General features: G+C 45.3%; 18 protein-coding genes and 1 riboswitch. Of the genes, 3 read left to right on the top strand and 15 right to left on the bottom strand.

Translation table 11 applies throughout. The annotated features are described in order from the left end of the window. Nucleotides 1–6 precede the first annotated feature (6 nt). Nucleotides 7–1,989: an excinuclease ABC subunit UvrB gene (gene uvrB, locus N5C46_RS17725; protein WP_224521925.1), complete on the bottom strand. Its 1,983-nt coding sequence runs from the start codon at nucleotides 1,987–1,989 to the stop codon at nucleotides 7–9. A 591-nt stretch (nucleotides 1,990–2,580) separates the two neighbouring features. On the opposite strand from uvrB, the gene N5C46_RS17720 reads away from it, so the two are divergent. After that, nucleotides 2,581–4,596 carry an N-acetylmuramoyl-L-alanine amidase gene (locus N5C46_RS17720; protein WP_261749636.1) on the top strand — a complete coding sequence of 672 codons (2,016 nt, stop codon included), beginning with the start codon at nucleotides 2,581–2,583 and terminating at the stop codon, nucleotides 4,594–4,596. A 45-nt stretch (nucleotides 4,597–4,641) separates the two neighbouring features. On the opposite strand, the gene N5C46_RS17715 is transcribed toward N5C46_RS17720, so the two are convergent. From N5C46_RS17715 to N5C46_RS17690, 6 genes are all read right to left on the bottom strand, one after another. Then, on the bottom strand, nucleotides 4,642–4,872 hold the full coding sequence (locus N5C46_RS17715; protein ID WP_034764322.1) for a CsbA family protein: 231 nt from the start codon (nucleotides 4,870–4,872) through the stop codon (nucleotides 4,642–4,644). A 72-nt stretch (nucleotides 4,873–4,944) separates the two neighbouring features. After that, on the bottom strand, nucleotides 4,945–5,586 hold the full coding sequence (locus N5C46_RS17710; protein ID WP_261749635.1) for an HD domain-containing protein: 642 nt from the start codon (nucleotides 5,584–5,586) through the stop codon (nucleotides 4,945–4,947). A 213-nt stretch (nucleotides 5,587–5,799) separates the two neighbouring features. Next, a complete protein-coding gene (locus N5C46_RS17705) occupies nucleotides 5,800–6,975 on the bottom strand; it encodes a phosphoglycerate dehydrogenase (protein ID WP_261749634.1) in 1,176 nt (391 codons plus the stop codon). Nucleotides 6,976–6,977: 2 nt separating this feature from the next. After that, nucleotides 6,978–8,057, bottom strand: coding sequence for a 3-phosphoserine/phosphohydroxythreonine transaminase (gene serC / locus N5C46_RS17700; RefSeq protein WP_261749633.1), 1,080 nt, complete (start codon nucleotides 8,055–8,057; stop codon nucleotides 6,978–6,980). A gap of 209 nt (nucleotides 8,058–8,266) precedes the next feature. Then, on the bottom strand, nucleotides 8,267–9,589 hold the full coding sequence (locus N5C46_RS17695; RefSeq protein WP_261749632.1) for a TrkH family potassium uptake protein: 1,323 nt from the start codon (nucleotides 9,587–9,589) through the stop codon (nucleotides 8,267–8,269). Nucleotides 9,590–9,591: 2 nt separating this feature from the next. Further along, nucleotides 9,592–10,248 (bottom strand): potassium channel family protein, encoded by a 657-nt coding sequence (locus N5C46_RS17690; protein ID WP_034764346.1) that lies wholly within the window; start codon nucleotides 10,246–10,248, stop codon nucleotides 9,592–9,594. 125 nt (nucleotides 10,249–10,373) lie between these two features. After that, a riboswitch (cyclic di-AMP (ydaO/yuaA leader) is annotated at nucleotides 10,374–10,511 on the bottom strand. Nucleotides 10,512–10,711: 200 nt separating this feature from the next. On the opposite strand from N5C46_RS17690, the gene N5C46_RS17685 reads away from it, so the two are divergent. Beyond that, nucleotides 10,712–11,575, top strand: coding sequence for a DUF1206 domain-containing protein (locus N5C46_RS17685; protein ID WP_261749631.1), 864 nt, complete (start codon nucleotides 10,712–10,714; stop codon nucleotides 11,573–11,575). Between the two features lie 256 nt (nucleotides 11,576–11,831). Next, entirely contained in the window at nucleotides 11,832–13,067 is a 1,236-nt protein-coding gene (locus tag N5C46_RS17680; protein WP_261749630.1) for a dicarboxylate/amino acid:cation symporter, read from the top strand. A 134-nt stretch (nucleotides 13,068–13,201) separates the two neighbouring features. On the opposite strand, the gene N5C46_RS17675 is transcribed toward N5C46_RS17680, so the two are convergent. Genes N5C46_RS17675 through nikB form a run of 8 tightly spaced genes read right to left on the bottom strand, consistent with a single transcriptional unit; the run spans nucleotide 13,202 to nucleotide 21,346 of the window. Beyond that, complete coding sequence (locus N5C46_RS17675; protein ID WP_261749629.1) at nucleotides 13,202–13,735, bottom strand: chromate transporter; 534 nt, start codon at nucleotides 13,733–13,735, stop codon at nucleotides 13,202–13,204. After that, nucleotides 13,732–14,292, bottom strand: a complete 561-nt coding sequence (locus N5C46_RS17670) for a chromate transporter (protein ID WP_061810163.1) — start codon at nucleotides 14,290–14,292, stop codon at nucleotides 13,732–13,734. The genes N5C46_RS17675 and N5C46_RS17670 overlap by 4 nt, the downstream gene beginning before the upstream one ends. Before the next feature lie 38 nt (nucleotides 14,293–14,330). Further along, on the bottom strand, nucleotides 14,331–15,944 hold the full coding sequence (locus tag N5C46_RS17665; protein ID WP_261749628.1) for a gamma-glutamyltransferase family protein: 1,614 nt from the start codon (nucleotides 15,942–15,944) through the stop codon (nucleotides 14,331–14,333). Further along, nucleotides 15,941–16,942 (bottom strand): ABC transporter ATP-binding protein, encoded by a 1,002-nt coding sequence (locus tag N5C46_RS17660; RefSeq protein WP_261749627.1) that lies wholly within the window; start codon nucleotides 16,940–16,942, stop codon nucleotides 15,941–15,943. The genes N5C46_RS17665 and N5C46_RS17660 overlap by 4 nt, the downstream gene beginning before the upstream one ends. Next, nucleotides 16,908–17,915, bottom strand: coding sequence for an ABC transporter ATP-binding protein (locus tag N5C46_RS17655; protein WP_261749626.1), 1,008 nt, complete (start codon nucleotides 17,913–17,915; stop codon nucleotides 16,908–16,910). Before N5C46_RS17655 ends, N5C46_RS17660 begins: the two co-directional genes overlap by 35 nt. Nucleotides 17,916–17,923: 8 nt before the next feature. Beyond that, nucleotides 17,924–19,456 carry a glutathione ABC transporter substrate-binding protein gene (locus N5C46_RS17650; protein WP_261749625.1) on the bottom strand — a complete coding sequence of 511 codons (1,533 nt, stop codon included), beginning with the start codon at nucleotides 19,454–19,456 and terminating at the stop codon, nucleotides 17,924–17,926. A gap of 19 nt (nucleotides 19,457–19,475) precedes the next feature. Beyond that, the gene (locus N5C46_RS17645; RefSeq protein ID WP_261749624.1) at nucleotides 19,476–20,381 is read right to left on the bottom strand and encodes an ABC transporter permease; all 906 of its coding nucleotides are present in this window, start codon (nucleotides 20,379–20,381) and stop codon (nucleotides 19,476–19,478) included. 23 nt (nucleotides 20,382–20,404) lie between these two features. Further along, nucleotides 20,405–21,346: a nickel ABC transporter permease gene (nikB, locus tag N5C46_RS17640; RefSeq protein WP_261749623.1), complete on the bottom strand. Its 942-nt coding sequence runs from the start codon at nucleotides 21,344–21,346 to the stop codon at nucleotides 20,405–20,407. Between the last annotated feature and the right edge of the window lie 143 nt (nucleotides 21,347–21,489).

Here is a 21,489-nt window from a genome sequence, read left to right as displayed (position 1 = left end):
ATTCGTTCATCCTTCCGCCTTGAGCTCAAGAATGGTATCACGAAGCTGTGCTGCACGTTCGAAGTCCAGTGCCTTGGCCGCTTCCTTCATTTCCACTTCCAGGCTAGCAATAAGTTTTTGTCGCTCCGGTTTAGACATTTTCGAAACCTTTGTCTGTTCTCCTTCATAAACCCCTGCTTCTTCAGCGGCATGGGTCGCCCGGATGACATCCCTGATTTCTTTCTGAATCGTCGTCGGGGTCACGCCGTGCTTTTCGTTGTATTCCTGTTGTATCGTACGGCGACGTTCGGTTTCATCCAATGCTTTTTGCATGGAGTCGGTGATTTTGTCTGCGTACATGATGACTCTTCCGTTACTGTTACGGGCTGCACGTCCGATCGTCTGGATCAGGGAACGCTCCGAACGCAGGAAGCCTTCTTTGTCAGCATCTAATATGGTGACAAGTGACACTTCAGGTATATCCAGACCTTCACGGAGTAAGTTGATCCCGACTAACACGTCGTATTTCCCCAAACGCAGATCCCGGATGATCTCGATACGCTCCAACGTCTTGATTTCAGAATGGAGGTATTGAACTTTGATCCCGATTTCCTTCAGGTAGGCAGAAAGATCCTCTGACATTTTCTTCGTTAGCGTCGTCACGAGAACCCGTTCGTTTTTCTCGATCCGTTCATTGATTTCACCTAAGAGATCATCAATCTGCCCTTCAATCGGACGCACTTCGATGACCGGATCAAGAAGTCCCGTCGGCCGGATGATCTGCTCGACCATCTCAGGACTATGCTCCAACTCATAAGGTCCGGGAGTTGCTGAAACGTAGAGAAGCTGCTGGGTTTTCTTTTCGAACTCTTCAAAGCGAAGAGGACGATTGTCCATGGCTGAAGGCAGACGGAATCCATGGTCCACGAGCACTTTTTTACGTGCCTGGTCCCCGTTGAACATTCCCCTGATCTGAGGAAGCGTCACATGGGACTCATCCACTACGATCAGGAAGTCATCAGGGAAATAGTCCAGAAGCGTATAGGGGGTCGATCCTGCCGGTCTTAATGTCAGGTGGCGTGAATAGTTCTCGATCCCTGAACAGAACCCCATCTCCCTCATCATTTCCAGGTCATAGCGGGTACGCTGTTCCAGCCGCTGAGCTTCCAGCAGCTTGTTCTCTTCCTTCATGATCGCCAGCTGTTCTTCCAGCTCTTTTTCAATATTCTTGATGGCAACCTGTAATTTCTCTTCACGGGTTACGAAGTGGGAAGCCGGGAAAATCGCGATATGATCACGGTCACCCATGATTTCGCCGGTGAGGGCATCCACTTCACGGATCCTGTCGATTTCATCCCCGAAAAATTCCACACGCATACAGTGTTCATCACGGGAAGCCGGGAAAATTTCCACGACGTCTCCGCGCACACGGAAAGTCCCGCGCTGAAAGTCGATGTCATTTCGTTCATATTGGATATCCACAAGCTTGCGAAGCAATTGGTTCCGTTCAATTTCCATCCCGGTCCTGAGGGATAGGACGAGCTCACGATACTCTTCCGGATTACCTAAACCGTAAATACAGGACACGCTGGCAATGATGATGACATCTTTCCGCTCAAACAGGGAAGATGTGGCAGAGTGTCTCAATTTATCGATTTCATCATTGATGCTGGCATCCTTTTCAATGAAGGTATCCGTTTGCGGAACGTATGCTTCCGGCTGATAATAATCATAGTAACTCACAAAATATTCAACGGCATTGTCGGGGAAAAACTCTTTGAATTCACTGTAGAGCTGTCCCGCCAATGTTTTATTATGGGCGATGATGAGGGTCGGCTTTTCAACCTGCTTGATCACATTGGAGACGGTGAAGGTCTTCCCTGTCCCTGTCGCCCCAAGTAACGTTTGATGCCGTTTTCCTTCATTTATGCCCTGTACCAGCTTCTCTATGGCAAGGGGCTGGTCCCCCTCTGGTTTATATTTGGATTTGAGCTCGAATTGATCTTTCACCGTGAAACCTCCTATAATAAAGGACTGCTACCTTGTATTTACCTACTTATACCCATCTTAAACACTGCACATTCATTTATACACATTCTACCACATTTCCTTCCTTATTAACCAATAATAAGCGAACAAAAGTTCGTTTTTCTTTTTGAGGGACGGACCTCCAAATCTATCAACACTGTGGATAACTTTCCATTTTGAGAAAGAAACAGCTGAGAATTTTACATTCGACAGAGCCGAGAGTTATGACCATCTTTTTTCGACACCATTCGAACATTTCTATGCACAACCTGTGTATAACCATGTGCATAAGTTAGCTTTGCTTGTGGAAAATACGTAATCTTATACACATTTCGTCAAATTTCTTGTGAACAAATCCCCTGTATTCGATTTCAAACTGTGAATAACCATGGGAGATGCTTTGTTATTCACATAATTCACTCTTTATCCACAATTCAATCATTTCTCCCCTCATTTCCACTTTCATGAATTATTCATCTAGGCATATATCCAATAATTGATTGACTATTCAGTCTATTATTCTATAAGCTTTTTAATAGATTCAGCTAAACTACATAAGCACAGGAGGAATGTATGAAAAAATCAAAATGGTTGAAAGTTGCAGGCAGTCTCAGTTTAACGGGGTTCTTACTAGGTTCCGCCATGACACCATTGTCCCCATCCCTTTCTTCTCAAGGAATTGCACGTGCGGCCACGGTGGATTCATCCGAATTACAGAAGGCATTCCGACAAGCCGCTCAAGAATTTGACGTACCCGTTGAAATACTCCTTGCAGTGGGGTATAACATGTCGTTATGGGAGCATCACGGCGGTAAGCCAAGCGCTTCCGGCGGCTACGGGTTGATGCATCTGACGGATGTCAATGTGGACAACTTGGAAGGTCCTGACACATCGGACAATCCGCTTCATATGTTTCTATCAGGAAAAGAAGACGCTCCCATGCAGGGTGTTGTGCCAACTGGGAAGCAAGCAGATATTTCTCTTTCAGATCCTTCCCTTCACACATTAACCGCAGCGGCGGACCTGCTCTCCCTCCCATCCGGGGATCTAAAAAAAGATCAAAAACAAAACATCCGCGGAGCTGCGGCCTTACTTGCAAAATATGCGGATCAGACGGTCGGTAAAAAGCCGAAGGGCCTTGACGATTGGTACGGGGCCGTGGCGAAATACAGTGGTTCTTCCGACGAGGCGGGAGCAAGGGATTTTGCCGATCGAGTGTATGAAACGATCAACAATGGAGCGGCGAAACAGACAGAGGATGGCTCTTCCATCCATCTCGCTCCAAAACAGATCACTCCCGATAAAGAAACCATCAATCCATTACACTTAAAATCAGACGGCGAAGAAAACAAGGCCGATTGTCCGAAAGGCCTTGCCTGTCATTATGTCCCGGCAGCTTACAAGAAAATCAATCATGACGGAACATTCTATGAGTGGTCTTACGGCAACTACGACAAAGCCAACCGTCCACATGATAACCAGGAGATCAAGTACATCGTCCTCCACGATACGGAAATCAGCTATGATCTAACCAAAACCGTGTTTCAGCGGGAAACGACCCAGGCTTCCGCCCACTATGTGATCCGCTCTTCAGATGGCGATATCACTCAAATGATTGATAATAAAGATGTAGCATGGCATGCGGGCAACTGGTATTTCAATTCGAAGAGTATCGGGATCGAACATGAAGGAATCGCCATTGAAGGGGCAGACTGGTACAACGAGCAGCTGTATCATGCCTCCGCACGTTTAGTAAAGCATCTGGCCAGGGAGTACAATATCCCATTGGACCGGGATCATATCATCGCCCATGATGAAGTGCCGGGTACATCCGCAGCCAGACAGTCCACCATGCACTGGGATCCGGGCCCATTCTGGGATTGGGCACATTATATGAAGATTTTGGGGGCACCACTTGAGTCGGGGAAAAAGCAAAAAGACGTAGTTCAGATCAATCCAAACTTCAACAAGAACATGCCGGATCTTCAGACACCGACCGGTGAGCCCGTTCCAAAGCAATCGGCAAACTTCGTCTATCTGTATAGTGCACCAAGCTTTGATGCTCCCCTTATCAAAGACGCGGCACTTCCGAATGCCCATCCTTTAGATGCGTCGAATTGGGGAAATAAGGCCGTAACAGGTCAAACGTTTTATAAGGCTGAAGACCAAGGGGACTGGACAGCGATCTGGTATGGAGCCCAAAAAGCGTGGTTCTACAATCCAAAAGGAAAAAACACGACAAAAGGTTCAGGGATCGTCATCACTCCGAAAGAAGGGAAAACAGAAATCCCTGTTTACGGATTGGCTTATCCCGAAGCAGAAGCCTTTCCTGACGGCATTCCGGTTAGAGGGATGGATGTCCTTCAATATACACTCACGCCGGGACAGAAATATGTCGCCACCGAGAAAGTGAAAGGAAGCTATTACAGCGCACCTGTTTATACGTACAATCCGGAGACGACCCACAAGATCGTCTGGGGAGACGATGAATTTTATCTGATTCACCTCAATCACCGTCTTGCCTTTGTAAGAGCGGAAGATGTGGATGTTGTGGAGAATCCCAAACATCAGCATCACCATAAACGATAAAAAAACAAGGCCGTCCGAAAAGGATGGCCTTGTTTTTTGTCGTGCCTATGCACTTCTCTTCGCTTTTTTCATCATCCGGTCACTATACCAGAATCCGGCGGTGAGCGATGCCGCGTCTATGACTATGAGCAACCAGGAGTCCGTATATCCCTTCGACACCGAAGCCGCTATGAGGGCAACGGTCAGGATCAAGCCGACATAATGATTATACGTCACCCGTGTGAACAGAACGACAAGCAATCCCGGTAAAAATAAGCCTAAAATAATTTTGGACACGTTCAACTCTCCTTGTAAATAAGGGAATAACACATATTCTACCGAAGTTTCCCCTATCTGGAAAGGGGGTTCTTATTCTTCAGCATCCCGGATCAGTTTCTGTGTCCGTTCTTTCAGCTCATGATGGGGGATGAATTTCTCGGACAGCATATCAGGAAGGATGTATTCTAAGAAGTATTGAACGCAATCCATGTCCTTATATTTTACGATGGTGGTCAGTGCCTCCTGATAGATTTCAATAAACAATGGTTCAGGATTTCCTTTTTGGATTTCACCAAAAGACTCATATAAAAGGTCGATTTTATCTGCGACGGATAAAATCCTTCCTTCCAGTGTCTCATCCTTCCCCTCTTTAAACCGTTCCCGGTACACTTCCTGGAATTGCGGCGGGAACTCCGTTGTGATGAATTTATTCACCATCTGATCCTCCACCTGGCTGAAGAGCTCCCGTAATTTTCCCGAAGCATATTTCACAGGTGTTTTGATATCTCCGGTGAACAGTTCTGCATAATCATGATTCAATGCTTTTTCATAGAGGGCTTTCCAATCCAGTTCTTTTCCGTTCTGTTCCTCCACCGTCCCAAGAAACTGGGCGATTTTTGTTACTTTAAAGGAATGGCTGGCCACATTATGCTCGTGGTATTTGAAGCGACCCGGACAGCGGATGAGCGTCTCGAGGTCTGATAAGCTTTTAAAATAATGATGAATTCCCATGGTATTCTCCTCTCACTGATTATCTTTATTTTATGAAAATAGTATCAAGGAGAGTCGGCCGATGCAACGATTGGTGGCTTATCCTTTTCTACTTCTCTTACTAATATGGTATTTTACGGAGGAATGATACGTGAGGATTGCCTGTCCACATTTTTTTAAGATAGTAAGGTTGATAAAAACACTCCCTCATCACGCGAGGGAGTGTTTTTCACTTTATATGAGACGCACGGAAACGACGCCGGTGATGTTCTTCATTTTTTGTTTCACTTCGGCCTGTTCATCGTCCGCCAATTTCTGGTCAAGGTCGATCATGGTGTATGCCCACGTGTTCTTACTGCGGTTGATCATATCGGCGATGTTGACTGCGTAACCTGAGAGGACCGTGGCGATTTGCCCCACCATGTTCGGGATGTTCTGATGCATGACCGTCACTCTCATCTTTCCGCTGTACGGAAGCTCGACGTCCGGGAGGTTGACGGCATGCTTGATATTCCCGGTTTCAAGATAGGTTTTCAGCTGTTTGGTGGCCATGATGGCACAGTTTTCTTCCGATTCGACGGTAGAAGCACCTAGATGAGGGACCGGCACGACATTTTTCATGGCAAGGACCTTTTCATTCGGAAAATCCGTCACATATTTTCGCACGATTCCTGATTCCAATGCAGCGGCCATGGCATCTTCTTCCACCAGCTCACCCCTTGAAAAGTTCAGGATCGTCATTCCTTTTTTCATTTTCCCAAAGGCACCTTCGCTTACAAAGCTTGCCGTTTTGTCCGTGAGAGGGATGTGCAGCGTAACGAAATCACATTCTGCCCACACTTCTTCAATCTGATGAGCCCGCTTCACATCCTGGGATAAACGCCATGCAGCATCGACGGAGATAAATGGATCGTAAGCGACTACATCCATCCCGAGGGCAAGGGCATCGTTGGCGACGAGGACACCGATCGCCCCCAAGCCTACGACCCCGAGCTTCTTGCCTTTGATTTCACTTCCTACGAATTCCTTTTTCTTCGCTTCCACGACACCCGGGACATCACCTTCCGAATCTCTTAACGAGTTTGTCCAGCCTACGGCAGAATACAGATTACGGGAGGAAGCAATCAGATTGGCAAGGACCAGCTCCTTTACGGCATTCGCATTGGCCCCGGGTGTATTGAAAACGACAATCCCCTTTTCCGTACAGAGATCGATGGGGATATTATTGACTCCCGCTCCTGCACGGGCAATGGCCTTGACGGAAGCGGGGAAATCGTAATCATGAAGGTTTTTCGATCTGACGAGGATTCCATCCGGGTCCCCGTTTCCATTCAAATGATAGTTCAGGTCGTCCTCGATCAGTGATAATCCGCTTTGACTGATGGCGTTGTACGTATTGATTGAAATCATTCTCAACATCCTCCTCGATCAGATTCAAATTTTTTCATGAAATCGACCAGCGACTTCACTCCTTCAAGTGGCATGGCATTGTAAAGACTCGCCCTCATTCCACCAACGGATCGGTGACCTTTTAAAAATTCAAACCCCTCCGCTTTGGCTCCCTTTAAAAAATCCGCATCCAGTTCATCATTGCCCGTCGAAAAAGGAATGTTCATCAAGGAACGATTTTTCTCCGGTACGGGATTGTGAAATAATGATGATTCATCAATACAGTTGTAAAGAAGGGCAGCTTTCCTCTCATTATGCTCCTGCATCCCTTCCACTCCCCCGTTCTCTTTCACCCATTCCAGTACTAGTTTCAGAACGTAGATGGAAAAGGTCGGTGGCGTATTGAAGAGAGAATCATGCTTCACATATGTTTCGTAGTTCATCATGGTCGGACAAGTATCGGGTGCCTTCCCGATCAGACTGTCGCGAATGATGGCCACGGTCACACCGGATGGACCAAGGTTCTTCTGGGCACCGGCATAAATGAGCCCGAAAGAGGAAACATCTATTTTTTCAGACAGGATATGGGATGACATGTCGGCTATAAGGGGAATACGCCCTGTATCAGGGTATTTATGAAACCGTGTCCCTTCGATTGTATTATTAGATGTGATATGTACATAGCTTGATTCCGGTGAAAAATCTTCTGGTGTATAGACCGGGATCTCAAAGGGTTCTTTGAGAGACAGCGTTCGGATATCCCCGACTTTCTCCGCCTCTTTAACGGCTTTCTTCGACCAGCTTCCTGTCACGATGTAATCCGCTCCCTGTCCTTCACCGAGAAGATTAAGAGGAATCATGGAGAACTGAAGGGAAGCTCCCCCCTGCATGAAGACAACTCTATAATCGTCAGGAATCGAAAGCAGTTCACGGAGTAAGCCTTGTGCTTCTTCTATTATATTTTGGAAAGGGGCAGACCGATGACTCAATTCCATCACGGACATGCCCGTTTCCCGATAATTCAATAATTCATCTTGAACCTTCTTTAACACGGGCTCAGGCAACACAGCAGGACCAGCAGAAAAGTTATACACACGCTTCAACAATAGCACCACCAAAAGTTCAGAATTTTTCAACAGTATAATCCCGTGCAACGCTTTCGTCAATGTCAGTAACCCATGATGAAAACGCTTAATAAGATGGTTTTTAGCCTCATGCGTGGTCATGGATGAATTCTTGCTGGTTTTATAAAAAAATCGACTTCCCCGCTTCACCCAATAAAGGTAAAACGGACAAGCCGATTTTATTCTTTTTAACCTGTTAATATATCTTCTTTCGGATACCGGATCTTCTCTTTGTCAGGTCGTGACAGGGAGAACGCAAGTGTAAGGGGTCCGAGTTTACCTGCGAACATCACAACGATGATAATCCACTTTCCAATCGCAGAAAGGGAACCCGTAATCCCCATGGACAAGCCCACCGTACCGAAGGCAGACACCACTTCAAACACAAGGGACAGGAACGATGCATCATGTTCCGTCATTTCCAGGAAAAAAAGCGCGGTGAACACCAGCAGCACACTGATCATCGACAGAGCCAAAGCTTTGAAAATATGAGCTTGATCAATTGTACGCCTGAAAATCCGAATTTCTTTTTTTTCTTTTAAAAAGGCAATCATACTCAATGAGATGACCACAAAGGTTGTCAGCTTGATCCCCCCGCCTGTGGAGGCACTTCCGGCTCCTATAAACATTAATAAAATCGTAAAGAGCAGCGTGGAACGCTCCATGTTTCCGTAATCAAGGGAGTTGAATCCCGCTGTACGGGGGGTGACCGCTTGAAAGTAGGAAGCGAATATCTTATCGGAAAGCGACAGCTGAGCCAGGGTGTTCGGGTTATTGAATTCCAACACGAATATCATCATGAAGGCGATGACATTGATCAGGAAGGTTCCAATAACCATGATTTTTGTGTGGAGGGATAATTGACGGATCGTTTTCGATTTCCATAAATCAACCAAAACCGTGAACCCGATCCCCCCTAATATAAATAGGAACGAAATGGTCAGGTTGATGATCGGACTTCCCACATATCCCATCAGACTGTCGGAAAACAGGGAAAAACCGGCATTGTTGAACGCAGATATAGAGTGAAAGATACTGACATACAAGCCCCGTTTCCAACCAAACTCCGGCACCCATTCCGTCGCTAATAAGAGAACGGCAAAACCCTCAACGATAAAGGAAAAAATAAATAAATATTTCACAAGCTTGATGACCCCGCCTACGGAAGTCTGATTCAGTGCCTGTTGCAGGAGTAACCGTTCTTTGAAGCCGATCTTCTTCCCAAGCATCATGAAAATCAAAACCGCGAAGGACATGATCCCGAGCCCTCCGATCTGGATCAGGCTCATGACGACCACTTCCCCGAACAGAGTGAAGGCCCCTCCCGTATCCACCACGGCAAGCCCCGTCACCGTCATGGCGGAAGTGGTCGTAAACAATGCGTCGAGCCATGAGATCTGTTCAGTGGTGGCAAAAGGAAGCTTTAAGAGCCCCATTCCCAGTATGATGAAAAATAGAAAGGTCACAACAAGAAGTTGCGGCGGACTTAACCGGATGACCTTTTGCTTCATCTTTATACACCTTCTTTTTCAAATCGATTGATATCCCGGTTGTGTCCTATGACGATCAGAAGATCCTCTATTTCAACCACCTCGTCGGCAGAAGGAGAGACAATGACTTCTTCCCCCCGATGGATGGCGATGATATTACAGCCGAATTTCGCACGGACGTCGAGCTCATTCAACGTTTTATTGGCTACCTTCTTGGAAGCATAGACCTCTACGATGCTGTGTTCTTTTGAAAGCTCGATATAATCGATGATCTTTTCAGACGTGATATGATGAGCGATCCTTCTTGCCATGTCCCGCTCCGGATGAATGACCTTATCTGCACCGATCCGGTCCAGTACTTTCTGGTGGTAGGAATTCGATGCTTTCACCCACACTTCCTTGACCCCCAATTCCTTGAGAAGGAGCGTGGTGAGGATACTTGCTTCGATATTATCCCCGAAGGATACGATCACATGATCGAAGTTCCTTAAACCAAGTGATTTCAAAACCGACTCATCCATGGCATTGGCCTGCACAGCGTGGGTGGCGATGTCGATGTAGTGCTGTACGACATCATGATGAATATCGATGGCCAACACTTCCACATCCAGATCAGCCAGCTCCTGAACCAGATTCCCTCCAAATCTCCCTAATCCAATAACGGCAAACTGCTTTTTCATGATGAAATCCTCCAAAACCTTTTTTATAGCTTAACCAATTACTGCCTGACTTTACTACCATATTAAACAACGCAAAAAGACCACCAGGAACTAAGCCTGTGGTCATGCATAACAGATCACAAGTATCATCCTCTCCCAATACGCTTACGGAGTTAGCTGACGGATTCGGGTCATGGAAGTGGCCCTACCTTTCAATAGAAAGGATTCACCCCTGAAACTAGTGGGTCCCCCGCTTCAATAATTGAATTAAGCGATAAAGAATATTCATTTGATGATAGATATATTACTCCTCTCCACAGGGGTTGTAAATAGGTTTTTCGTAAAAAAAACCTAAAGAAAAAAAGGCAAAATTATCTCAATCACCCCAAGATTTACTGTTCGTTAAAAAGGTTTGTGTCGTCGTTTTTCAGGGAATAGCATACATTAGTCATACGAAATTCGAATCAGAAAGGAAGAAGCGTTCATGGCAGGAATCTCATCCATTACTTCATCAACGGAAAGCAATGAAAGTTCATCCGTTTCATCTAATGATATAAAGCCCTGGATCAAGGGATTTGCACGAATCGGTTACATCTCAAGAGGAATCGTCTATATGCTCATCGGGGCATTAGCTGTGATGGCGGCACTCGGGATAGGAGGAAGCACATCGGACTCGAGCGGTGCTTTTACGGCTGTTGCCAGCAAGCCGTTCGGGGAAGTCCTTCTTTGGATCCTCGGAGTGGGCTTGATCGGAATCGTCCTTTGGCGTCTCATTCAAGTCATCAAAGATCCTGAACATGTAAATAACGGCGGAAAGTCCATGTTCAGAAGACTGGCCAATCTGATCAGCGGAATCGCCTATGGTTCCTTAACCTATAACGCCTTTGCCATCGCTATGCACGCCAAAAGCTCTGGATCCGGTTCGGGTTCCAAGCAGACCCTGTCAGCCAAATTATTGGCACAGCCTTTCGGACAATGGATCGTCGGGATTGTCGGACTCATCATCATTGGATTCGCACTATATGAAATTCATAAAGCTTATACGGAAAAATACACCGATAAATTCAAACGCCATGAAATGACGGAAAAAGAATGGGAACTTGGACGAAAAACAGGAAAACTTGGATTATATTCACGCGGGATCGTCTTCCTGCTGATCGGATACTTCTTCATCCAGACTGCGATCACGGCGGATCCGGATAAGACGAAGGGACTTGACGGGGCGTTATCCAAACTCGCTCAGCAGCCTTTCGGACAATGGCTTCTCGGAATCGTTGCAGTAGGATTGTTTTTATATGGTGTCTTCCAGATTTTAAAAGGAAAGAACCGTCATTTGACGATTTATTAAGATGTAAAAGGAGCTGCCGATTTGGCAGCTCCTTTTAGTGTTATTTTTTCCCTATTCACTGATCCTACGGAAAACCTCCACTATCAGAAGCCACCTCTTTAAATTGCATCATCATTGCAAGCACAGGTTTTGACAGTTCAATCGATCTGTTGTATCTTATGACTCTAAATCCTCATTAAACCTATCAGATTTATATAGATGTTATGTTTAAGATTTTTTGGGGAAATCTACTAATACTATAAGGAGGCGGCAAACAATGAAATCTCTTTGGAGAGGTTACCTCAATACATCCCTTATCATGAAAATAACCGTGGCTCTCGTACTTGGGATTGCCGTCGGTGTGATATTTGGCAAGGATGCATCTGTCCTTTCACCCCTTGGCGATATTTTGATTCGCCTGCTTAAGTTCCTGATCATCCCCCTCATTCTATTTACCTTGATGGTCGGTGTGAACCAGACCAGTGTAAACAAACTTGGAAGAATGGGCGGAAAAACGTTTTTATATTACTTATTCTCATCGGCTTTAGCCATTATCGTCGGGATTGCTGTTGCCAGTATCTTTCAACCCGGCACAGGGATGACCCTTGATACGACGGAAAAATTTAAGGTACCGGAAAATCCGGGGGTCACCAGTGTCCTTCTGAATATCATTCCAGATAATATCGTCACGGCATTCACAGATATGAATCTCCTGGGGATCATCTTTACAGCGATTGTATTTGGCATTGCGATTTCATATTTACGGTCTTCAGCGGAATACCACGAACTCGGTGAACATGTATACAAAGTCGTGAATGGCTTGAATGAAGCCACCCTGTCGATTATGAAGGTGGTACTTCAATACGTTCCCATCGGAATCTTTGCGATCATGGCCAATACGGTCGGGAATCAGGGACTCGACACATTAGTGTCCTTGGGGAATATGATTCTCGTTCTTTATATTGCTTTGTTCGTCCAATTGGCTATCTATATGATTGCTCTGGTTGGATTCAAGATCAGTCCCGGCAAGTTCTTTGCTCAAGCACGTACACCAATGGTTACAGCCTTTGTAACCCAAAGCAGCTCTGGCACACTGCCACTAACATTGAATGCAGCAAAAAACCTCGGATTGCCAAAAAGTTTATACGGCTTCAGCCTGCCCCTCGGCTCCACAATTAATATGGATGGGGCTGCGATTCGGATTGCCGTATCCGCAGTGTTTGCCGCCAATGTCGTCGGTAATCCATTGAGTCTGACCGATATGATGGTCGTTGTCCTTGTAGGAACATTGGCTTCCATCGGAACAGCAGGTGTTCCTGGAGCAGGAATCATCATGATCGCTACCGTATTTGCCCAGCTTGGTCTGCCGATGGAAACCGTGGCCCTCCTGACAGCAATAGATGCTTTAGTCGGCATGGGATGTACGGCCCTGAATGTGACAGGGGATCTGGTTGGTACGTCGATTATTGATAGGACGGAGAAGGATGTGGAGGACACATCCAAGGCCTATTAATAAAAAAACAAGCCTCAAGTCTATCTTGAGCTTGTTTTTTTATTTTTACTTTTTAAATTCTACGAGCATTTTTATTACTCTTAAGCGACCGAATTTTACCGAGGTCCTTCCTTTATCTGCGGGGTTGGGTAAGTTTAAACACCCAGAAAGCATGCTCCATAAAGTAAAGCTCCTCCAATTACGTATGCGGGACTCACTTTCATTTTCTGAAGCAGAACATAGCTGCATACTGCAATCAACCCGGTTTGCACAATTCCGATCCCCTCATATGCATTCATAAAAAATCCAAGCGTCATGATCCCTAACAAAACGGCGATGGTTGGCCGAACCAAACTTGTCATACGCTTTACCTTTGGTGAATCCTTGTATTTCATTAATAATCCAAGAAGCATGATCATCAATATCAAGGACGGGGCAACAGTCGCAAACACCCCTATACCTGCGCCAAGAATCCCCCCCTGCTGATAACCTATATAACCGGCCATTTTAGTGGCTATAGGTCCAGGCAGCGCATTTCCAAGCGCAAGGACTTCACTGAATTCGTTAACAGTCAGCCATTCATAGCGATCAACTACCTCATTTTCCACAAGTGGAATGGAGGCTGGTCCCCCTCCATACCCCAATATCCCGGGAATAAAAAAGGCTAAGAAAATATGGATATATATCATGATGCTTTCACCTGCTTTTCTTTACTTGGATTTCGGGCAAGTAGGGCAAACCCCAGTAATGCTCCAATCACGATAGCCGGGTGAACTCCTAAAACAGAAAGTAATAGTATACTTCCCGCCAACAGAACAATGGTCACTTTCCACCCCATATTTTTTTGGGATTTTTTCACAAAGTCCCACGTCAATACTCCAAGCATCACGCCTACTACAGGAACCACCGCACTTGCCATCCCCTGCACCCAGTTCTTGTCTTTATAGGTGTTCAGAACCGTAAGGAGTAAAACCATCAATATAATGGTGGGAATGATCGTCGCTAACACGGCATTCATCATCCCCAGGAATCCACCGACCCGAAATCCGATATACCCCGCCATCTTGGTTGCGATTGGTCCCGGCAGGGCATTCCCCAGCGCCAGGACATCAGAGAATTCATCATCATTCATCCATTTGTACTTCTCCACCACTTCTTTGTGTACTAGAGGAATGGAGGAAGGTCCCCCTCCGAATCCCAACATTCCCACTCGAAAAAAAGCAAGAAATATATGCAATTGCTTCATGATGCCACCCCCTCTTCCACTCAATCAATCAATATTCATCACCAAGCTGAAACCGCTCCATCTGTTCTCGACTCGGTACCACCCATCAGAACCCCTGAAACGGGATTTCGCCAAATGATTTGCCCCCTTCCGAAAGCCCCTGAATCTGTCGCCACTTGAATATGATGCCCCCTCCTCGCTAATGCCTGAGCAATGTGATTCGGAAAATCCGGTTCAACGATTACTTCCTTATCCTTTACCCATTGCCACCTCGGTGCATCCAGTGCAGCCTGCGGATTCAAGTGGAAATCGATCGTATTCATCACTACTTGGAAATGTCCTTGGGGCTGCATATATCCACCCATTACGCCGAATGGGCCTATCGGCTCTTCTCCTTTCGTCAGAAATCCTGGAATGATCGTATGGTATGTTTTCTTTCCGGGTTTGAGTGCATTTGGATGTTCTGCATCCAGTGAGAAATCATGCCCCCTGTTCTGCATGGAAATACCGGTACCCGGAATCACAATACCGGAACCGAATCCCATATAGTTACTTTGAATGAAAGAAACCATATTTCCTTCCTCATCAGCTGTAGCCAGGTAGACCGTTCCGCCTTTTTGGGGCTGATATTCTTTTGGGGTGATTGCGTCTTCTTGAATCATTTCCCTCCGCGAGATTGCGTAGTCTTCAGATAACAAGTGTTCAACAGAAACCGGCATTTCTTTTTCTTCCGTAATAAAGGCTTTTCCATCAGTAAAGGCAAGTTTCATGGATTCGATTTGTTTGTGATATGTATCAACGGCATCTTTTTCTGATAAATGGAAGCCCTGCACGATATTTAGTCCCATCAAGGTCACAAGTCCTTGACCGTTAGGGGGAATCTCCCAAACATCGTAGCCTTTGTAGTTGGTTGATATCGGGGTCACCCATTCGGCTTTATATTCAGAAAGATCTTCCTTGGAGAGGTAACCGCCACACCTCTCGACATAGGAAGAAATCTTTTCTGCAAGCTCTCCCCTATAGAAACTCTCTCCATTTGACTCTGCAATCAGTCTGAGAGTCCGGGCATGCCCCGGTGATGACCATATCTCTCCAATAAGAGGGGCCCTCTCATTTGGGGCAAATGTATCGAACCAGGGCTGGAATTTTTGATCATCTTTAAATAGTTCCCTGAATCTCTTATAAGCCAACCCCCAATACTTCCCTAACACAGGACTGATTGGATACCCTTCTTCAGCATATCGAATCGCTGGTGCCAGCACTTCACTTAATGGAAGCTTACCAAATTTGTCTGAAAGCTCCGCCCAAGCTGAAGGGGCACCCGGCACGGTTATAGGGACAGCTCCATGGACAGGCATTCCGTGAAGCCCTTTCCTCTTAACATCTTCAATGGAAATACTTTTTGGAGAAGGCCCGCTTGCATTTAAACCATGAAGTTTCCCCTTTACCCAAACGAGGGCAAATGCATCACCGCCAATTCCATTGGATGTAGGTTCAACGACTGTCAGCGCAGCCGCAGTGGCAATCGCAGCATCTACCGCATTTCCACCATTTTGTAAGATTTCCAGTCCTGCCTGAGATGCAAGCGGCTGAGAAGTTGCCACCATTCCTTTCTTCGCAAAAACAGTATTTCGTATAGAAGAATACGGTTGATATAAATGATCCATTTTCATAGAACTTCCCTTCCTTTTTCCACATGATGACATGCTACATAATGTTGATCTCCCATATCACGCCAAACGGGCTTCTTTTGCTTACATATCTCTGAGGCAACCGGACAACGTGTATGGAATGTGCATCCAGAAGGAGGATTTGCAGGATTCGGTATTTCCCCTTCCAACCGGATTCTCTTCCTATTCCTCTCGATCGAGGGTCGGGGGATGGATGATAAGAGTGCTTTCGTATAAGGATGCAATGGGTTTTCATAAAGCTGTTTGGCAGTCGCCAGTTCAGCAGTGTTCCCTAAGTACATGACCATTACCCGATCACAGAAATAACGTACCACCCCGAGATCATGAGAGATGAATAAATAGGTCAGCCCGTATTTGGACTGAAGAGTCTTTAATAGTTTCAAAACTTGCGCCTGTACGGATACATCCAGGGCAGAAACGGCTTCATCACAAATAACAACAGAAGGATTCAATGCTATGGCACGGGCGATTCCTATCCTTTGACGCTGTCCCCCACTGAATTCATGCGGATAACGATCATAATGCTCTTCTTTCAACCCGACCTCTTTAAGCAACTCGGTTACCTTTTCTTTACGACTCTTGCTAGACAATTTCGTATGCATGATAAACACTTCTTCAAGAGCATCCCCTATACGCTGCCTTGGATTGAGGGAAGCATATGGGTCCTGAAAAATCATTTGCATTTGCCTCTTGAATGGCAGCCGATTACGTTCAGATAAATGCTGAAGCTCCTGTTCGCGAAAGATCACCTTCCCTTCCGTCACAGGCTCCAATCCCAGGACAGTGCGGCCTAATGTAGATTTCCCACAGCCTGATTCCCCGACTACACCTAAACTCTCACCCTCAAACATTTCTAAACTGACATCTTCTACTGCTTTGACATGGCCTTGAACTCGTTTGAGTAATCCACCTTTGATGGGATAATATTTTTTTACACTTTCTAATTTAAGTATGGACGATTTTTTGACGGTTGTCGGCACCTTCGTCTACCTCCTGTAGCCAGCATTTCACTCTATGGTCTCCGGGCAATTCAACATCTTTCGGAATTTGGACGGCACACTTTTCCATCGCATAAGGACATCTTGGATGAAAGCGACATCCATTGATTTCTTCATTTATATTAGGTAGTGAACCAGGAATCGCCTCAAGTTCAAAGTCGGGTTCATCCAAATTGGGTACAGAATTCAATAATCCTTTTGTATAGGGGTGTTGCGGGTTTTCAAAGATGGATTCTACTGATCCCTCCTCTACTTTTTCCCCCGCATACATGACCATCACCCGATCTGCAACCTCTGCGACTACCCCCATATCATGAGTAATCATCATGACCCCCATGCCAAGCTTATCTTTCAAGTCCTGTATCAAATCCAGAATCTGAGCTTGAATAGTGACGTCCAGCGCAGTGGTGGGTTCATCCGCTATAAGTAACTGTGGGTGGCAAGCGAGTGATATGGCAATCATGACTCTCTGCCTCATTCCCCCGCTTAGCTCATGGGGATATTGTTTCATTCTTTTTTCAGGATAAGGGATCCCTACTTGCTTTAACAATTCAATCCCCTGTATATGAGCCTTTGACTTATTTAGCTTATGATGTAAAATGAGTGGCTCCCTCAATTGGTAACCGATGGTCAAAACAGGATTCAACGCCGTCATCGGTTCCTGAAAAATCATTGATATATCTTTTCCCCGCACTTTTCTTAATTCCTCTGGAGACAACCTGTTTAAATGTCGATCCTTAAATTCAATGCTCCCTTCCTTGATGAAACCGTTGCTTGGCAGGAGACCCATGACGGAAAGTGAGGTAATGCTTTTTCCGCAACCCGACTCCCCCACGACACAAAGGGTCTCCCCTTCTTTAATCGAAAATGATACCCCTCGAACAGCAGACACTTCACCATCTGCTGTTCGAAAAGCTGTGACCAGGTTCTTTACAGATAATAGATCTGTTGTCATCCTTACCCCTACTCTCTGTAAACGTTGTATAACGACCATTGACCAGTCGGATCCAATGTAAGACCTTTTACTGATTGATCCGTCGCTGCCGTTACCACTCCATGATTCATGACGATGACCGGTGCATCCTTGACAATTAATTTATTTGCTTCGTCGAGTTTCTCAGCACGTACATCTTGATCAACATTTTCTCTCGATTCATTAACGAGTTTATCGAACTCAGGATTACTGTACCGGACTCGATTGGACGAACCTACGTTATCTGAATGAAAGTTTGGATACAATAGCTCACTTCCATCTGACGTTGTATTAGACCAGCCAAGGAACGTCATATCATATTTACCATCACGGGCGGTATCTAAGAACGTTCCCCACTCCATCGTCTCAATGGATACGTTTAAACCAGCCTCCTGGAGCTGAGATTGAGCAATCTCTGCCATCAGCATATAACTATCACGATTTGCTACTAATATCGTAAGCTCTTTATCTGCAAAGTTATTCTTCTTCACAAGCTCCTTCGCTTTTTCCAAATCATGTTGATACCCTGCTTCGTTTGCTGACTCATCATATCCGAAGACCTTTGGACCGATTACACTGTTCCCTTCAATGCCAAGTCCATTCAACTTTTTCACGTATGCTTCACGATCGAGTGCATAGGCAACCGCTTGGCGAAACTCGGGATTGTTCATTGGCTCTTTTTCCATATTGAATCCCATATAGTAAACAGGTGTCCCTTCCTGCTTCGAAACCTCTACATTCTTTAAAGACTCCACACGTTGTAATTGTTCAGTCGGAATGGCGTCAATGAATTGAACCTTCCCAGTTTGAAGCATAGAAATCGCCGTCGTCACTTCAGGTACCACTTTGAAAACGACTTTCTTAAGCTTTGGTGCATCCTGCCAATAATCTTCATTTTTCTCGATTACAACCTGATCTCCGGGTGTCCAACTTACGAATTTAAAGGGGCCGGTTCCGACAGGTTCCTTCATTAAGTCTTGAGATTTATCTGCAGACGGACTGACGATCGATGAATTTGTATGTGACAATGCTGCCAATAATGGGCCATATGGATATTTGGTTTTAATTTCAACCGTATAGTCATCCACAACATTCACAGACTCAATAGGCTCCAATAGTGACGCACGGGGTGCAGCTGTTTCAGGATCCATAAATTTATCGAATGTATACTTAACTGCTTCTGCATTAAAGTCCGTTCCATCATGGAATTTAATATTTTCTTTTAGTTTAATCACCCATGTTTTATCGTCTGGTGTATCATATGATTCAGCCAGCAGCGGCTCCATTTCCATTGTCTCTGGATTCCTTGTAAAGAGAGTTTCATAGACTTGTTCAATGACGTTGGAGGAAACTGAGTCGTTTGTTAATATTGGCGAAAGCCCCACAACATCAGAGGTTGTTGCATAGGTCAACTCTTGAGAGACTTCTCCGCCATTTTTGTCACCACTTCCACTTGAACTGCTTGAACATGCCGTCGTAAAAACAACTAATAATCCTACCAATGCAATAAGCCACTTCTTCATTTTATTTCCCCCTCTATTTTTATTGATTTAAATTCATGTTTGGATCAAGTGCATCTCTTAAACCGTCTCCGACCACATTAAATGCGAATACGATCAGCATGATGGCAATTCCCGGTACAATCGTCATATGTGGTGACGTCCACATGAAATTCTGTCCTTGGGCAATCATTGCTCCCCATTCGGGTGTCGGCGGCTGTGCCCCTAATCCCAGATAGCTGAGGGCAGCCGTTGATAAGATGGCCGTTGCCATTCTCATGGTCGCGAAAACAATGATGGGTGCTATACAGTTAGGCAGAATATGCTTCACCATGATACGGAGATCGCTCGCCCCGAGTGATTTCATCGCTAGAATATACTCTTGTTTCTTCACCGATAATACTGATCCCCTTACGATACGGGCACATGTCGGTATCGACCAAATACTTATCGCAATCGCCACGTTCACTAGACTCGTTCCAAGAACGGCGATGATCAGCATAGCTAGGAGGATTCCAGGAAAAGCAAAGAGTAAATCCACAATCCTCATGATGAACCCATCCAGCCTGCGGTAATAACCCGAGAGAAGACCAAGGGTTACCCCTCCAATCAGACCAAGACTTACAGCGGTGATCCCTACGACAAGGGAGATTCTCGCTCCATACACGATCCTGCTCCACATATCACGGCCGTAGTTATCCGTTCCCAACCAGTGTCCTTCTGAGAATAACGGCAACTCACTTGCCGCCAGATTCTGTTTAAGCGGTCCGTGAATCGTAATAAGTGGTGCTGCTAGAGCCAGGAATATTTGTAGAGTGATAATGATCAATCCCATTACAGCCAATTTATTTCTAAGCAAACGCTTTCCGGTTGTGACCAGATATTTTTCCTTTTTCTTCAATGGAACAGAATTTTTCACAGAGTTAGTTGTCACTACTTCAGCCGCCATTTCCCTCTCATTCCTCCCTTCTATTAATCGTAGCTAATTCGTGGATCGATAAAGACATAAATGATATCAACTAACAAATTCACAAGCACAAAGAGCGTGGCCACTAATAAAACAGAACCCTGAACCATAGGAAAATCTCTTGCGGCTATCGCATCAATCATTAACCTACCCACACCATTGATAGCAAATACCTGCTCCGTAATAATGGTCCCGCCAAGGAGGAATCCAAAATTCAATCCAATGACGGTAATAACAGGGATCATCGAATTCTTAAGAGCATGAATCCAAATGATTGTTTTCTCTTTCAATCCTTTTGCCCTGGCTGTACGTATGTAATCTGCCCGAATGACTTCAAGCATCGATGAACGACTCATCCTGGCAATCATTGCGGCTGAACCCGTGCCCAATGTTATCGCAGGAAGAATCAACTGCTTCATCCCTTCTATTGTCCAAAAAGGAGAATCGAGCCCCCCAACCGGTAAAACCTGTAAATTCACTGCAAATACGAGTATCAGGATGGTACCCAACCAGAAATTGGGTATGGAAATACCAGCTAATGCAACAACAGTACTGGAAACATCCAGCCAAGAATTTTGTTTAAGTGCTGAAATGATTCCAGCAGTGAGACCGATAACGATTGCAACAATCATGCTTGCAATGGCGAGATTCAGCGTATTCGGAAACCTGACAGCGATCGCTTCAGATACGGATTGCTTCGTTTGATAGGAATAACCAAAATCACCTTGAAACACTCCTTTCAGATAATCCCAATATTGGACCAGAAACGGGTCATTCAATCCAAGATTATCGCGAATGGCGGCAATATCAGAATCTGTCGCCGTTGGTCCTCCGATGATGGATGCCGGATCTCCAGGGGCAATATGCATACTGCCGAATACCAGGAATGAAATACCGATGAGTAAAAGTACTAGTTCAAAAAATCTTCGTGTGATAAGTGCTGCCAAAATGACCAACCTCCTTTTCCCAATCGCATTATTCCACTTAAATGAACTTTCGTTTGTTAGGTTAATTTTAGTTTTAACCTAACAAACGTAGTTATTTTTATGTTATTGACGATTATATCGGATACCGAAAGAAAAATCTACAC

It is taken from the genome of Rossellomorea vietnamensis (genome assembly GCF_025398035.1).
In the GTDB taxonomy this organism is placed as follows: Bacteria; Bacillota; Bacilli; order Bacillales; family Bacillaceae_B; genus Rossellomorea; species Rossellomorea vietnamensis_B.
Note: the sequence above shows the minus strand (reverse complement) of the source record. Positions and strands in the feature narration are given on the sequence as shown.